13 protein-coding genes and 1 pseudogene are annotated in these 13,742 nt (G+C 62.8%); 8 read left to right on the forward strand and 6 right to left on the reverse strand.

The window, feature by feature from the left end; genetic code table 11:
- Positions 1-181: hypothetical protein (locus tag CCR96_RS03255; protein WP_242518407.1), on the reverse strand; the 181-nt coding region annotated here is incomplete at its 3' end.
- Positions 182-711: 530 nt separating this feature from the next.
- Here CCR96_RS03255 and CCR96_RS03260 point away from each other — a divergent pair.
- On the forward strand, positions 712-1,326 hold the full coding sequence (locus tag CCR96_RS03260; RefSeq protein ID WP_201217226.1) for a dienelactone hydrolase family protein: 615 nt from the start codon (positions 712-714) through the stop codon (positions 1,324-1,326).
- A gap of 14 nt (positions 1,327-1,340) precedes the next feature.
- On the opposite strand, the gene CCR96_RS03265 is transcribed toward CCR96_RS03260, so the two are convergent.
- Positions 1,341-2,060 carry a hypothetical protein gene (locus CCR96_RS03265; protein WP_201217229.1) on the reverse strand — a complete coding sequence of 240 codons (720 nt, stop codon included), beginning with the start codon at positions 2,058-2,060 and terminating at the stop codon, positions 1,341-1,343.
- A gap of 459 nt (positions 2,061-2,519) precedes the next feature.
- Between CCR96_RS03265 and CCR96_RS03270 the strand changes: the two genes are divergently transcribed.
- The 7 genes and pseudogenes from CCR96_RS03270 to CCR96_RS03295 all read left to right on the forward strand — a co-directional run bounded on the left by CCR96_RS03270 (position 2,520) and on the right by CCR96_RS03295 (position 9,221).
- The gene (locus CCR96_RS03270; RefSeq protein WP_201217233.1) at positions 2,520-3,797 is read left to right on the forward strand and encodes a glucose-1-phosphate adenylyltransferase; all 1,278 of its coding nucleotides are present in this window, start codon (positions 2,520-2,522) and stop codon (positions 3,795-3,797) included.
- A gap of 98 nt (positions 3,798-3,895) precedes the next feature.
- A partial coding sequence (locus CCR96_RS24395; RefSeq protein WP_242518408.1) for a helix-hairpin-helix domain-containing protein occupies positions 3,896-4,055 on the forward strand: 160 nt, incomplete at its 3' end.
- Between the two features lies 1 nt (position 4,056).
- Positions 4,057-5,614: pseudogene (gene polX / locus CCR96_RS03275) on the forward strand (DNA polymerase/3'-5' exonuclease PolX); the annotation flags it as partial.
- A 277-nt stretch (positions 5,615-5,891) separates the two neighbouring features.
- The gene (locus CCR96_RS03280) at positions 5,892-7,769 is read left to right on the forward strand and encodes a PAS domain-containing sensor histidine kinase (RefSeq protein WP_201217240.1); all 1,878 of its coding nucleotides are present in this window, start codon (positions 5,892-5,894) and stop codon (positions 7,767-7,769) included.
- Positions 7,769-8,404, forward strand: coding sequence for a response regulator transcription factor (locus tag CCR96_RS03285; RefSeq protein WP_201217244.1), 636 nt, complete (start codon positions 7,769-7,771; stop codon positions 8,402-8,404). The genes CCR96_RS03280 and CCR96_RS03285 overlap by 1 nt, the downstream gene beginning before the upstream one ends.
- Before the next feature lie 128 nt (positions 8,405-8,532).
- Positions 8,533-8,973, forward strand: coding sequence for a PIN domain-containing protein (locus tag CCR96_RS03290; protein ID WP_201217259.1), 441 nt, complete (start codon positions 8,533-8,535; stop codon positions 8,971-8,973).
- A complete protein-coding gene (locus tag CCR96_RS03295; protein ID WP_201217263.1) occupies positions 8,970-9,221 on the forward strand; it encodes a hypothetical protein in 252 nt (83 codons plus the stop codon). Before CCR96_RS03290 ends, CCR96_RS03295 begins: the two co-directional genes overlap by 4 nt.
- Positions 9,222-9,317: 96 nt before the next feature.
- Here the strand turns inward: CCR96_RS03295 and CCR96_RS24400 are convergent, their stop codons facing one another.
- Genes CCR96_RS24400 through CCR96_RS03320 form a run of 4 tightly spaced genes read right to left on the reverse strand, consistent with a single transcriptional unit; the run spans position 9,318 to position 13,677 of the window.
- Positions 9,318-12,809 (reverse strand): Eco57I restriction-modification methylase domain-containing protein, encoded by a 3,492-nt coding sequence (locus CCR96_RS24400; protein ID WP_338035798.1) that lies wholly within the window; start codon positions 12,807-12,809, stop codon positions 9,318-9,320.
- A 44-nt stretch (positions 12,810-12,853) separates the two neighbouring features.
- Entirely contained in the window at positions 12,854-13,189 is a 336-nt protein-coding gene (locus CCR96_RS03310) for a type II toxin-antitoxin system RelE/ParE family toxin (protein ID WP_201217267.1), read from the reverse strand.
- Entirely contained in the window at positions 13,186-13,455 is a 270-nt protein-coding gene (locus CCR96_RS03315) for a ribbon-helix-helix protein, CopG family (RefSeq protein ID WP_201217271.1), read from the reverse strand. The genes CCR96_RS03310 and CCR96_RS03315 overlap by 4 nt, the downstream gene beginning before the upstream one ends.
- A 33-nt stretch (positions 13,456-13,488) precedes the next feature.
- Entirely contained in the window at positions 13,489-13,677 is a 189-nt protein-coding gene (locus CCR96_RS03320; protein WP_201217274.1) for a hypothetical protein, read from the reverse strand.
- Positions 13,678-13,742 lie beyond the last annotated feature (65 nt).

Consider the following 13,742-nt stretch of genomic DNA (forward strand, 5'->3'; position numbering starts at 1 on the left):
AGTTGGGCAGATTGACCAGGTCCTCGTTCTCGACCATGCGCCCCTGGATCTCGGTCTTGGCTCGGTCATAGCCGCCCGCTAGATAGGTGCCAGGGTAGTGATGCGCATCGGCCACCGACTCCGGGGCAGCGCCGCGGCTCGCAAAATAGCCGTTACCCACTGTGCACAACGCCTCGCGCAGCCGTTCCTGCTCGGGGCGATAGTCATGGTAGCTCCACTCCCAATCATGCATTGCGTTCAATCTCCACCAGAGGACCGAGCAGTGCTTCGATGTCAGCAGAGCCTCTGCAGGCCAGGCCATCGCAAGCAGCGCGGACGGGTCCGAAATACAAGACTCGGCGATGCAACGCGCGTGCCGCTGTGATCAACGCCCGGCGAATCGACTGCCTGCAGGGCGGCGCATCGACGCCCTCAGTTGAGCGTCCGCCATGCCCCAATGCGGAGTCAGCCCAGGGCGGTGGGTCAAATCAACGACCGCTGGTGACTTTGAACCAGTATCCAAGCGCGTTGGCGCTGGCCCTCAGGGTGGCGCTGGAGGGCAACAGGGCGGACGCTGAAGGGCGCGCGCTGAGCAGCGGACTCGCCAACCCGGAACGGATTCTGCACAGCTCACTATTGAGCTCGAGCCGCTTAGCGGGAATCCCCGCATGCTGAGCTCGATTGCGGCGTCCTAGACGTCGTCCACTAGATTTCGTCTACAAGAGGTCATCGATGATTTCACCACGCGAAACGATCGAGGTTGGGGTGCCGATCGAAGGCGGCGAGCTGCCCGGCTTTCTCGATCTTCCCCAGCAGGCGAGCGGCTTGGTGCTGTTCGCCCACGGCAGTGGCAGTAGCCGCTTCAGCCGACGCAACCAGGCCGTGGCCGATCTGCTCACCCCCGAAGAGCATCAGATCGACCAGTTTACGGCCGAGCTGCGCTTCGATATCCCGCTGCTCGTCCAGCGCCTCGTGCGCGCGGTCGATTGGGCCGCCGTTGATCAACGCACATCGCAGCTGCCGATCGGACTCTTCGGCGCCAGCACGGGCGCTGCCGCCGCGCTCGGCGCTGCGGCACAGCGGCCGCAGGCCGTTCGCGCCGTCGTCTCACGCGGTGGGCGGCCGGACCTCGGCGGCGAGGCGCTGCCTGAGGTTGAGCAGCCAACACTGCTGATTGTCGGCAGCCTCGATCAGCAGGTGCTCGAGATGAACCGCAGCGCTGCGCGCAAGATGCGTGTCGAGCCCAAGCTGGAGATCGTTCCGGGCGCCAGCCACCTGTTCGAGGAGGCCGGTAAGCTCGAGGTTGCTGCGTTGCTCGCTCGGGACTGGTTCCTGGAACATTTTTGACTGCTGCGCCACCATCAGCGCGCTGGTGCTGCGTTGTCCTCGCCAGCGGCGCTCGCTCGACAGGGGGCAAAGAAACTGTCGTTGAGTGCTTCGCGGCACTTGAGCTCGGTCCCTGTCACAGCATTCGGCCTTGCCTGTTGCGCCCGCTGCTCAGCGGCCATGTCGACCAGCTGATGTGCGGCGCTGCACTTGGTGGTATCCGCGCAGGCGTTGTCGGGACCGCAGGCCTGTTCAACCAGCACCTGGCAGGGACGGCTGTCGCCGCCCTGCGGTAAAGCTGCCTCGCCCGGCTGCCCCGGCTGCGCAGTGTCATCCTCCCTGGGAGCCTGCTCGTCAGCTGGCGGTGGCATCGGCGTCGCCTGGCGACGCTCGAGCATCTCGGTGGTCGGCACCACCCGACCATCGCGCACATGCAGCTCAGTGCCGTTGTTCAGGCGATAGATGCCATCCCAAAGCTGGGACTGGTAGCCGGGTCCTTGGGTCATCGGCCGGTTGGTGCGGGGGTCGACCCAGACCTTGGCGCCGCTCTGAAGGGTGCCGCGCCAAGGCTCACCACTGGGTGTTCGCCTCGCCTCGCCAGGCGCGGCGGGATCAACCGGTGCTTGAGCGGCGACGTCGGTGGTCGCCACTGCGGCGGTGATTGCTAGTGCGGCGCTGATAAGGAGCAGCAGGGTGTTGGCGTTGAGCCGCTCGCGTGAGCATCGGGACTTTGCATCGGTGATCGCAGTGTTCATCGGTTTTTGCTCTAGGAAAGGCTGTGAGGGAGGCTTTAAAAAGGCTGTAGGGAAGCTTTAAGGAAAGCGAGGCGCTCGGCAACCGCCTTGTTCGGCACAGTGCTTGATAGCAACGACATCGCTGCTTGATAGCAAAGACTTTGCAACGACTGTGCCGCGCAGAAATGTGGTCCAGGCGTTCTGGCCCCCCGATTGCTTGAGCCCTGAAATGGATACAACCACCCGTCGCGATGGAGGCTCCATGATCTCGATCTACTCCATGATCTCGATCTATGCAGCGCTGCTGACAGGACGCCAAGCCCTTCGATCCGCGCTCCGATCCGGAGGCCGTCGTCGAATCGCCCCTGGAGCCGAAGCTGCAGCCGAAGCACCTCCTGGCCTGCTTTAGATGGGTCAAATCAACGACCGGCGGTGTTTTTGAGCCGTCACTCACCGACACAGGAGACAGGAGCCTAATCGATGCAACCGAACCAATCACATGCTGGCAATCGCAACAGCATCATGGCCATGGTGATGGCTGGAGGGCAGGGATCACGACTGCGCCCGCTCACCGATAAGCGCTCGAAGCCGGCGGTCCCGTTTGGCTCGCGCTACCGGATCATCGATTTCGTGCTCAGCAATCTGGTCAATTCCGGGATCTCGACGATCTATCTGCTGGTGCAATACAAGTCGCAGTCACTGATCGAGCATGTGCGCAAGGCTTGGACGATCTCGCCGCTGTTTCCGGATCAGTTCGTGACCGTGGTGCCGCAGCAGATGCACAACGGCAAGACCTGGTTCACCGGCACCGCAGACGCCGTGGCCCAGAATCTGGATCTGATCGAGTCGCATCACCCGGACCTGGTGCTGGTGTTCGGCGCCGACCACATCTACCGCATGGATGTCGGCCGGATGATCGAGCATCACCTTGAGCGCGACGCCGATGTGACCGTCGCCGCGCTCCCGGTCGCGCGCGAAGAATCATCGAGCTTCGGCGTCATCGTTGCCGACAGCGATGGACGGGTGCGCGGGTTTGAGGAGAAGCCGGCGCAGGGCACGCCGATACCGGATGATCCGAGCCGGGTCTATGCGTCGATGGGTAACTACGTGTTCAGGGCAGGCTGCCTGGTGCGCGCATTGCGGGATGCGCAGCGCAATGGTGAGACCGATTTCGGCAGCCACGTGCTGCCGCGCATGCTCGCCGGGAGCCGGGTGTTTGCGTATGACTTTGCCAACAACCGGGTGCCTGGACTCAAGTCTTATGAAGAGCAAGCCTATTGGCGTGATGTCGGCACCATCGATGCCTATTACGCGGCGCACCAAGACGTCTTGGGTGCCCAGCCGATTTTGGATCTGTTCAATCCCCGTTGGCCGGTGTTCTCGAGCAATTATCAGGGGCCAGTCGCGCGCGTGATGGACAGCGACATCGATAACTCACTGCTGGGTGCGGCCACGCTGGTGGAGGGTGCCCGTGTGCGCAACTCGATCGTGCGGCGCGAGGCGGTCATCGAGGAAGGCGCGGAGATCGAGGACAGCATCATCATGGACTATGCACGGGTCAGCAAGGGTGCGCGGCTGCGCCGCGTCATCGTCGACCGACACAACCTGATCGAGCGGGAGACGAGCATTGGCTGGGATCTCGAGCAGGACCGCGCCAGCCTGCCGGTGACCGACTCTGGCATCGTGGTGGTGCCACGCGGCCGGACGCCTTTCTTCGCCCGCGGGCCGCGTGGAGGCGGTGGCGGGTATTCCGACTAAGAAACCGTCCATCAACGTCTTCCCGATTTGAGGGCCACTGCTGGGCGATGATCGGGAAGTAGAAAATGGACAGTCACTAATACAGCTCATCCGACATCATGACGATCCATAACCAAGAAATCGCTGATCGGCTCGAGCGCGCGGCCGATCTACTCGAGATCGGCGGCAGCGATGCCTACCGGGTGCGTGCCTATCGCCAAGCCGCCCAGACCGTCTCCGGGCTGGCACAGAGCCTGGCCGATCAGGTCGAGAACGGCGNGACCGAGCTGCCGGATATCGGCCAGAGCATGGCCGAGAAGATCGCGACCATCGCTCGGACCGGCGAGCTGCCCCAGCTCGACGAGCTCGAGGAGACCCTGCCAGCCCAATTGAGCGAGCTGATGCAGCTCTCCGGGCTGGGTCCGAAGCGCGTCAAGGCGCTGCATCAGGACCTGGGAATTGACAATCTCGATGATCTCAAGCAGGCCGTCGATCAGCAGCGGGTGCGCCAGCTCGAGGGCTTTGGCCGCAAGACCGAGGAGACCATCGCCGAGCATCTGGCCCGGCGCCAGGGCCAGGAGGCGCGCACGCGCTTGATGGAGGCCGAGGAGGTCGCCGACACACTCGCCAGGGATCTGGGTGGGATCGAAGGCGTCCAGCAGCTCACCGTCGCCGGCAGCTTCCGCCGTCGCAAGGAGACGGTCGGCGATCTCGACATCCTGGTCACCGCCGATGCAGGATCAGCGGTGATGGAGCGATTCACCGGCCATGAAGAGGTCCGGGAGATCCTCTCCCAGGGCAAGACCCGGTCGACGGTGGTGCTGCGCTCGGGCCTGCAGGTGGACCTGCGCCTGATGCCAGAGGCCGCCTACGGCGCCGCACTGCATTACTTCACCGGCTCCAAGGCGCACAACATCGCGGTGCGCCGAATGGGGGTCGAGCGCGGCCTCAAGATCAACGAGTACGGTGTCTTCCGCGACGAGGAGCGCATCGCCGGGCGCACCGAAGAGGAGGTCTATGCCAGCGTGGACCTGCCCTATATCGAGCCGGTGCTGCGCGAGCATCGCGGCGAGATCGAGGCCGCGCGGCAGGGTCGACTGCCACAGCTCATTGAGCTCGAGGCGATCCGCGGCGATCTGCATTGCCATACCCGGGCCAGCGACGGTCACGAGAGCCTGCGGGCGATGGCCGAGGCCGGCGCCGAGCGCGGTTATGAGTACCTGGCGATCACCGATCACACCCAGAACCTGACCGTTGCCGGCGGCCTCGACGAGGCCCGGCTGCGCGAGCAGATCGAGCGCATCGATCGCCTGAACGATGCGCTTGACGGTCGGATCACCCTGCTCAAGTCCGCGGAAGTGGACATCCTGGCGGACGGCTCGCTCGACTTGCCGGATTCCATCCTCGAGCGGCTCGACCTCTGTGTCTGCTCGATCCACGACAAGCTCGGTCTCTCGCGCGAGCAGCAGACCGAGCGGGTGCTGCGGGCGATGGAGAACCCGAATTTCTCCATCCTTGGCCATCCGCGTGGACGTCTGATCGGCAAGCGCGATGCCTATGAACTGGATCTGGAGCGGGTGCTCGCGGCAGCGGCCGAGCGGGGCTGTTTCCTGGAGGTCAATGCCCAGCCGAAGCGGCTCGATCTCAGCGATGCCGATTGCCGCCTCGCCAAGGAGATGGGCGTCAAGGTCGCGATCTCGACCGACGCCCATAGCAGCACCCATCTGGACTACATCCGCTTCGGTGTCGACCAGGCACGTCGCGGCTGGCTCGAGGCCGATGACGTGATCAACACCCGCTCGCTCGAGGCGCTGCGCACGCTGCTCAAGCGCGGATGACGTTGGCGGGCATGACGGGCAATCCAGCCTAGCTCCCTACTAGCTCCCTACTAGCTCCCTAACAGTGTCACCCTGCCAGCCAGGATCGGGTCTTTAGAACCAAGGGGCTGTCTAAAGCAACCATTTGGTTGCCCGCGCTCCCTGTGCCTCGCCATTGCGCCGGCCAAGCGACAAGGCTGGCGCCGAATTTGCTCCGGTTTATGGGAACAAGACACTGACCTATCCTAGGCACATAGCGAGAGCGCAAGACCGCGAGGCAGCGATCGATGAGGTAGGCATGACAGATGATGCAAGGGCGCCCGGTCATGGCAGGGGGCCCGTCCTAAACGTGTTGAGCAAGCCCGAGCTGGCGCGTCGGCTCGATCAGCTGATCAGTGAATTGCTGGACGGCGGACGAGCCAACGACGCAACCCGGGATCTGCTGCTCGAGCTGCAAACGCACCAGGTGGAGCTTGAGCTGCAGGGGCGCGAGCTTACCGATGCGCGCCACATCCTTGAGGTCTCGCGCGACCATTACGCCCGCTTGTTCGATCTAGCGCGGGTCGGCTTTGCAGTCTTTGATCGGCGCGGGCGCATCCGCGAGATCAATCTCACCGCCGCGCAGATGCTCGGGCGCGATCGCCTGCGACTCAGTAACACGCCGTTTCCGGTCCTGTTGGCAGGCGGAGAGATGCGGCGGTTCCTCGATCACGTCTCAGCCGTGGTTGGCGGCGCCGATGGCGCGATGGTCGAGCCACTGGAGGTCGATCTGGAATCGCGCCGCCCACGTCCCGAGCCGGCGCCCCAGGCCTTGCGGTTGGTGTCGTCACGCCGTGATGGCGATGACGGCCCTGAGTGCTTCAGCGCACTGGTCGATATCACCGCCGAGCGCCGGCTCGAGCGCAGCAAGCGGGCGACCGAGCACCGCGCCCACGCCATCCTCGATGCCCTGCCGGCCGAGGTGCTGGTGCTGGATGCGAAGGGCAGGGTCGTCTTCGCCAACGACGCCTGGCAGCGCTTTGCCGACTGCCCGAAGCACCCGACCTCAGGGTCGTCAGCGCAACGGGCCGATGTCGGATGGGATTATCTCGCGGCCTGTCGCGATCAGGCCTCCCGAGCAGAGGCTGAGCGCCCGGCGTCAAAGGCCGAGACCGCTGCCATTGCCGACGGCGTGGCGGCCGTCCTCGAGCGACGTCGCCAACGGTTCGTCGCCGAATTTGCCTGTGAGCGCCGGGATGGCGAGCACTGGCTGGCGTTGACTGCCGCCCCGCTCGACGCCGAGGGAGATGCGGCTAAGGGAGAGGAGACAGGGCAGGGGGCGGTGATCGTGCAGATCGACGTCACCGACCGCAAGCGCGCCGAGCAGAATACGCAGATCGCGCGGGAGGCCGCGGCTCATGCGGCGCGCGTCAATGCGGTGGGGGTGCTCGCCACCTCACTGGTGCACGAGCTGGCGCAGCCGCTGAACGCCGCGGCCTTCTTCGGGCGCGCCGCGCTCGAGCAGCTGCATGGCGCCGATGCGACCCAGCGCCCAGCAGATGCGGCGACGCTGGAGCCGATAATCGCCAAGGCCGATGCCCAGCTCGAGCGCGCCGGTGCCATTGTCGAGCGACTGCGTGATTTCTTGCGCCATAAGGAGGTCCGGATGCAGCCGGTTGAGCTCGACCCCCTGATCGAGCACACGCTGGAATTGATCGGCTGGTTTGCGAGCCAACGCCGGGTCGCGCTGGAGTTTGCCTCGGGCTCGTCCGGTCTCTGGCTGCTCGGTGACCCGGTTCAGCTCGAGCAGGTCATGGTCAACCTGATCTGCAATGCGGTACAAGCCATTGATGAAGCAGAGATGCCCGAGCGGCGGGTGACCATTGAAACCTGTTCCTGCACCTCCGAGGTCAGCCCCATGGCCCAGACAGACGACCAGACCGACATCCAGACCGATGCAGGCTCGCCGATGGTCAAGGTCACGGTGCGCGATACCGGCCCTGGACTGGATGTGGAGAATGAGCATGCCTTATTCGATCTGTTCGCCTCGCGCCGCGGCTCAGGGCTCGGCATGGAGCTTCCAATCAGCCGCGATATCGTGGAGGCCCATGGCGGCAAGCTCTGGGTCGATCCCAGCTCAAGCAGTGGCGCCAGGTTCCATTTCATGCTGCCGCTGGCCCATTCAGGAGACCCATGATGGATGAGAATCAATGTGTCTACATCGTCGATGACGACGACGCCATGCGCGAATCGATGCAGCTGCTGCTGGAGATGCTCGGCTATCGGGTGCAGGGCTTTGCGAGTGCCAAGGCGTTTCTCGGCTCCTGCGCGGACGATGACCGCGGCTGCCTGGTGCTCGACATGCGCATGCCGGAGATGGCCGGTCTGGAGCTGCAGCAGGCGCTGCGCAAGCGCGGCTATGACCTGCCGATCATCTTCCTGTCCGGATTCGGCGATGTGCCGACCACGGTGCGGGCGGTCCAGTCGGGCGCGGTGGATTTCCTCGAGAAGCCGGTCAGCAAGAGCAAGCTGACCGAGCGCATCGAGCGCGCCTTCGAGATCGACCGCCGACGCCGTGACGATGCCAGCGCGGTGGAGGCCGTGCGCACGCGCTGCGCGACCTTGACCCCACGCGAGCAGCAGGTGATGACCTTGGCGACCCAAGGCCTATCGAACAAGGACATCGCGCGCGAGCTGGAGATCAGCCCGCGCACGGTCGAGACCCACCGCGCAAAGGTGATGGAGAAGATGGAGGCCGACAGCTTGGCGATGCTGTGCAATATGGTCGCCCTCTGTCCGCCTGGTGAGGGAGAGGCCTCTGGTGTGGGTTGAGCGTCTCGCAGACCTCAGCGCGAATCGCTAATGCAGCACCCAGACCGATTGCTGTGTAGACTTTGAAAGCTAAGGTTCCAGATACCCAGAAACCAGTAACAGTGCACAAGACCGTCTACACTCTTTAGATGAGAATCTATCTCGATAGCTGTTCCTTACAACGCCCACTCGACGACCAGACGCAACCGAGGATACGGGTTGAAACCGAAGCAGTCCTTGCTATTCTGGCCGCTGTTCAAGCCGGTGAGATCGTACTCCTGAATTCTGAGGCGCTTGAGTATGAAATGGGGCGTATTCCTAGCGAACAGCGCCGCAACGAGGTGGAGGCTATTTTGTGCCTGGCCCAGGAGCGAGTTGAACTCACTGGTCAGGCCGAAAGCTTAGCCGAAGTTCTAGAAAGCGTCGGAATCCGTCCAATGGATGCTGTGCATCTTGCAGTTGCATCAACGACAAAGGTTGATTACTTCGCAACTTGTGATGATCAGCTGTTACGAAAGGCCAAAGCAGTCTCAGGGTTAGAATGCGAAGTTGTTTCCGTGCTCGCTCTTGTGTCGGAGGTTTTACGATGACAACGAATATTCAACCAATCACTGAAGTAACGCAACGTGGCACAAGTGCATTGATAAAGGAGATCGGTATTGTTGATACGATTCGGTTCCTCAATCACTTCCGTGCGGGCTCTGGAAACTATTCTGTTGAGCGGGAGCAGCTGTTTAAAGGGATGTCGGTGAAAGACATTATCAGCGACATGAAAGCCCAACGAAACCGATCGCATAACAAGGCAAATCCAGCCGACGATTGCACCTCGCGCGTCTAATAGGCGGCATTGAAGATCACGCATGCGCTCGGGCTCACTATGCAGTTGACCTCGATGTCTGAATCGCATCCGAACTGATTTTGTTGCCAATCGCTGTCAATGGCCAATAGGCATCCTCGGCGGCGCCGTCTTCCACATCAGCTCGATCTCGTCGGCGCTGAGTCCGTAAGCTTGGTTCACAAGCGCGGCGATATGCTTCTCTGCCGCTTGGAGCTGGACCCTGCGGTCCCTTGCCGGCACGGCATACTGTTCATGGACACCCGCAAGCTCTGCTAATGCCTTCGGCGTCAAGCGCGCGGCGCCCTTGGGCCGACGCTTGCGCACCTCTGCGGTGAAGTCGTCAGCAGTCAGGTTGGCGTAATCGGTGAGCTTCTGGCCTGGCTTCTCGATCTCGAACTCGACGCGGAGCCAGCCGAGTAGCTCGCAGGAGGCAGTTTGTTCCTGTTGAGTTAGCTCGATGGATTCGGCGGCATGCTGCTCGACTTCGCTGCGGATCGCTGTGGTTGGCTCTGCGATCGGCAGCGTTTCCATCCTGAAGCCCGCCGGATTCAGAGCCTCGTCCTTCATGTGCGGCAGGAAGCGCCAGTTGTGCCACCAAAGCAGCGGTGAGTTGAGGACTGCCAATACATACAGGTCAGCAGTTGGGAGGAGGAAGACCTTGTTGTTGCCGTAGAGCGGATAGTCCGCATAGGCGTACTGTGGATGGAACTGGATTTCCTGGTAGAGGATCTTTGGGGCCTCGAAGAGGCGCCAGTAGTCGACGCTGTCTTGAATCTCGTACCAGGCATAACTTCCCGGCTTGCGCCCCGACCAGTCGCCGTGTGTCGCCTTGCTCCAATCTGTGGGTTTCGGCTCCAGCCGTTCGCGATAACGTTCCAGATGCTGCAACACTGAGGGGTAAGCCTGGATATCGATGCCGCGTCGAGCAAAGATCATCCACAACCCCTGCCAATCAGGTCCCCAGCGCTTGATATCCTGTCCCCGCAGGTACGGCTTGATGATCTCCGCGCAGCCGGGATCATCTCGAATCAGCGCGGTGCGGGTGTTGTCATCGATCAGGAAGGCCTCGTTGAGCCCGGTCAGCACACCACGGTAGGGCTTCACCCCCAAGAACTCGGCTAACGGCACACCGCGCTCACGGATGCGCTGCATCAGCGTATCGACCTCTGGCGGCTCCAGGCTCCACGGCTCGGCGCTGTAGCGGCTCCAGGGCACCGGATAGGCGTGCTCATGGACGTAGTTGTCGAGCGACAGCTCAGCCGACCGGTCTCGGGGCACGATGCAGACGCTGACCATCGGTGTTGCCTCGGCCTTGTCTGTGGATGCTAGCGCTGCTGCACCTGCTGCTCCTATCGCTGTTGCTCCTGCCGCTTCTGCTCCTATCGCTGCTCTTGCTGCCGTCGCTGAAGCTGTCGCTGCTGCGGTCGTGGTGTCGCCGGTCGCGGTCGCAGCGTCCGCTCGCCGCTGAGCAACGATGATGCAGGGGAAGGTATCGGCATCCTCGAAGATCGGCGCATGACCGAAATCGAGGATCTCCTCAAGCCGAGCCTGCTCGCTGAACAGCCGTCGCAGCGGCTCGCCATAGCCCGCGCGCATCCACTTGTTGGTGACGATGTAGGAGAGCTTGCCGTTCGGCGCGAGCAGGTTCAGGCCACGCTCATAGAAGTAGACATAGAGATCGGCGACACCGCTGTAGCTGGCGTAGCACTGCGCCAGATAGGGCTTCAACGGCCCCAGGGCCTCCTGCCGCACATAGGGCGGATTGCCGATCACCACATCGAAACCGCCGCGAGCGAAGACCTCGGGGAAGGCCGCCTGCCAATCGAACGCGCGACTGTCCTCCGGCAGCTGCGCGAAGGCCTCGCGCAAGACATCAGGCGCCTGATCGGGCAGCGGCTCCACCAAGGAATTGCCGCAACGGATGTTGGCATCCAGGTTGTTCAGCGGCTTGTCGCGCTGGGCGGTCTTGAGCCAGAGCGAGAGCTTGGTGATCTCGACCGACTCCGGGTTCAGATCCACCCCAAACAGGTTTTGCTGAAGGATCTGTCGGGTGAGATCGAACAACCCCAGCTGCTGCGGTGAGCCGGTCAGTGCCGCGATCTCGGCATTGACCCGCTCGTACTCGGCGAGCAGGAAATCGAAGGCGGCGACCAGGAAGGCGCCGGAGCCACAGGCGGGATCGAGGATCTTGATGTGCTTGAGAACCTCGAGGTAGTCGAGCAGTACCTTCAGCCGTGTCTCATTCGCCATCGGTCCCGGCTTGCCGGTGCGATGCTTGGCCTCGAGCTCGGCCCAACGTTCTTTCAGCCAGCCGCCGATGGTGCGCTCGACCATGAAGCGGGTGATCAGCTCCGGGGTGTAGAAGATGCCGTCGCGCTTGCGCCTTGAGCGCTGCGGGTCGGTTCGGGCCTGATCAGGCTCGCCACGGATGCTGGCCCGGATCAGCTCCAGATCGGTGATCGATTGCTCGAAAATGTGGCCGAGGATGTTGACGTTGAGGTCGGTCTCGAAGTCATAGCCGGCCAGAGCGGCGATCCCATCGAGACTGGCCGCGGAGACCGACAACGCATCCAACGCGGGATCATGGGCGAACAGACCGCCGTTGTAGGCATTGATCTGCATCGGCGGATGGCCCTTGTCCACCGCGTTGAACAGCCCGCAGAGCTGCTGCCAGCGCGAGACCTGCACGAAACCCTCAGACTTGGCATTGAGCGCCTGGGTCAAGACCTTGGCCGGCAGCAGCCGGGTATCTTCGCAGAAGCAGATGAACAGACAGCGATCGAGGATCTTCTGGGCGTGCTCGAGCAACCGCTCGAGATGCTGATCCTGGGCTCGGCCGGTTGGCGCTGGATTGTCCGCCCGCAGCTGATCGAACAAGGTCAGGCGCAGATCGCGATAGAAGGCGTAGAACGCCTTGGTGATCTGTTCCTCTTCGACGTGCGTCTGTGTCGCCAGGCGTTCGACGGCACTCTCGCTGTCCGGCTGCGGGCCAAGCAAGGTCGCTTGTCCCAGCAGAAAACAGAAGGCGCGCAGCCGATCAGAATCGGCGAGATCGGCGATCGAGAAACGCTGGTAGTAGCCTTGCCCGCGATCGGTGCGATACAGGCGCAGCTCCAGATAGTTGCTAACGATGACCCAGCGGCAGCCATCCACCTTGGCCGAGTAGCCAAACGCCTGCTCGACGGGGGTCAGGCGCCCATAGGCGACGCCTTGCTTGGCATCCAGATCGGCGCCGGGCGACTTCAGCTCGACGACCGCGCGGGTGCGATCGATGCCGGCGCCATACCAACCGAGCCGGGCATCCGGCGGCCGATAGCCCTTGACCGCCTTGGAGCTGGTCTCGGGCTCGAGATGATGGATGTCGTCGGCGCTGACGATCTGGGCGTAGCCGAGCAGGCCGCCGAAGATCTCGGTCAGGAACTGCCCTTGGAGCTGCTTTTCCTTGACCGAGCCGAGCGCTCCGCTACCGGTGCTGTCAGCCCAGCGCTGGGCGATCTCGGTCTGAGCGAGGCCGCACTGGATGTGAGCGGCTTCAAGTGCCTCACTGAGCAAGCGGGCGTTGAACAGCGGTTTGAAGGGGTCGCGCACTAGCTTCCTCTCGCATGTGATCTATACCAATCCCAGACCCAAGGTCAACGCTCACGGGATTGAAGCGAGTCCTCGGGGTCTTCCAACAAGGCCGCTTCGTAGTCCTGGCCGCCATAGAAAACACCGAGAATCGAGATTATGTCGTCGTCGACGGCGAAGGCGATCACGGCCCGCTTCTTGTAGTTCGTGACGCGCAGCCCTGGGCGGATGTCATCGCGTTGGGTACCGCGGTGAGGAAATGTTCGCAGCCCCTCGCAGTAGCTAACAATCGCCTCGGTGTAGCGCGCAGCAATCTCCGGCGATGCAGCATCGGCGATGTAGCGATACAGAGCGACGAGTTGGTCTTCGGCTTCTGGTGAAAAGACAACCCGATGACTCATCGCTGCTTGCGATGTTCCGCGGCCAGGCGGGAGCGGACTTGCTCAGCCGTCACGGCCAACTCAGGATCGGCCTTCAACGCATCGTAGGCCGGGCCGACCTGTTGGTGCAGCCATGAGTCGACCGCACGATCACGGGCGAGTAGTGTACGCAAGCCCTCGCGGATGACCTCGCTGTCGGAGGCATACTCACCCGTACGGACTCTCGCCTTGACCTCTTCGACCAGATCGTTCGGTAAGTTGATACTGAGCTGTTGGGTAGTGCGCACGGTGGTCTCCGATCTCACGAGCAGGTTTAAATCCTAACTGATCAGCGCTGCGGCTGCCGACATGAACAAGCCGCCATCTTGGATCAAGCAATCGTTGCCCGCTAGGGCGGCAATCCCGTCGAGACTGGCAGCGGAGACCGACAACGCCTCCAGCTCGGGATCATGGGCGAACAGACCGCCGTTGTAGGCATTGATCTGCATCTCCGCATTGCCCGTGTCCACTGCGTTGAACAGCCCTCAGAGCTGCTGCCAGCGCGAGATCCGCACGAAACCCTCAGACTTGACAT

It is taken from the genome of Halochromatium roseum (genome assembly GCF_016653315.1).
GTDB classification, from domain to species: Bacteria; Pseudomonadota; Gammaproteobacteria; order Chromatiales; family Chromatiaceae; genus Lamprobacter; species Lamprobacter roseus.

Excerpts from the sequence above, each read along its gene's own strand:
- CCR96_RS03285 (WP_201217244.1), top strand. The coding sequence starts at position 7,769 with ATGGATGAGAATCAATGTGTCTACATCGTCGATGACGACGACGCCATG.
- CCR96_RS03265 (WP_201217229.1), bottom strand. The coding sequence starts at position 2,060 with ATGAACACTGCGATCACCGATGCAAAGTCCCGATGCTCACGCGAGCGG.
- CCR96_RS03270 (WP_201217233.1), top strand. The coding sequence starts at position 2,520 with ATGCAACCGAACCAATCACATGCTGGCAATCGCAACAGCATCATGGCC.
- CCR96_RS03290 (WP_201217259.1), top strand. The coding sequence starts at position 8,533 with ATGAGAATCTATCTCGATAGCTGTTCCTTACAACGCCCACTCGACGAC.
- CCR96_RS03310 (WP_201217267.1), bottom strand. The coding sequence starts at position 13,189 with ATGAGTCATCGGGTTGTCTTTTCACCAGAAGCCGAAGACCAACTCGTC.
- CCR96_RS03280 (WP_201217240.1), top strand. The coding sequence starts at position 5,892 with ATGACAGATGATGCAAGGGCGCCCGGTCATGGCAGGGGGCCCGTCCTA.
- CCR96_RS03295 (WP_201217263.1), top strand. The coding sequence starts at position 8,970 with ATGACAACGAATATTCAACCAATCACTGAAGTAACGCAACGTGGCACA.
- CCR96_RS03260 (WP_201217226.1), top strand. The coding sequence starts at position 712 with ATGATTTCACCACGCGAAACGATCGAGGTTGGGGTGCCGATCGAAGGC.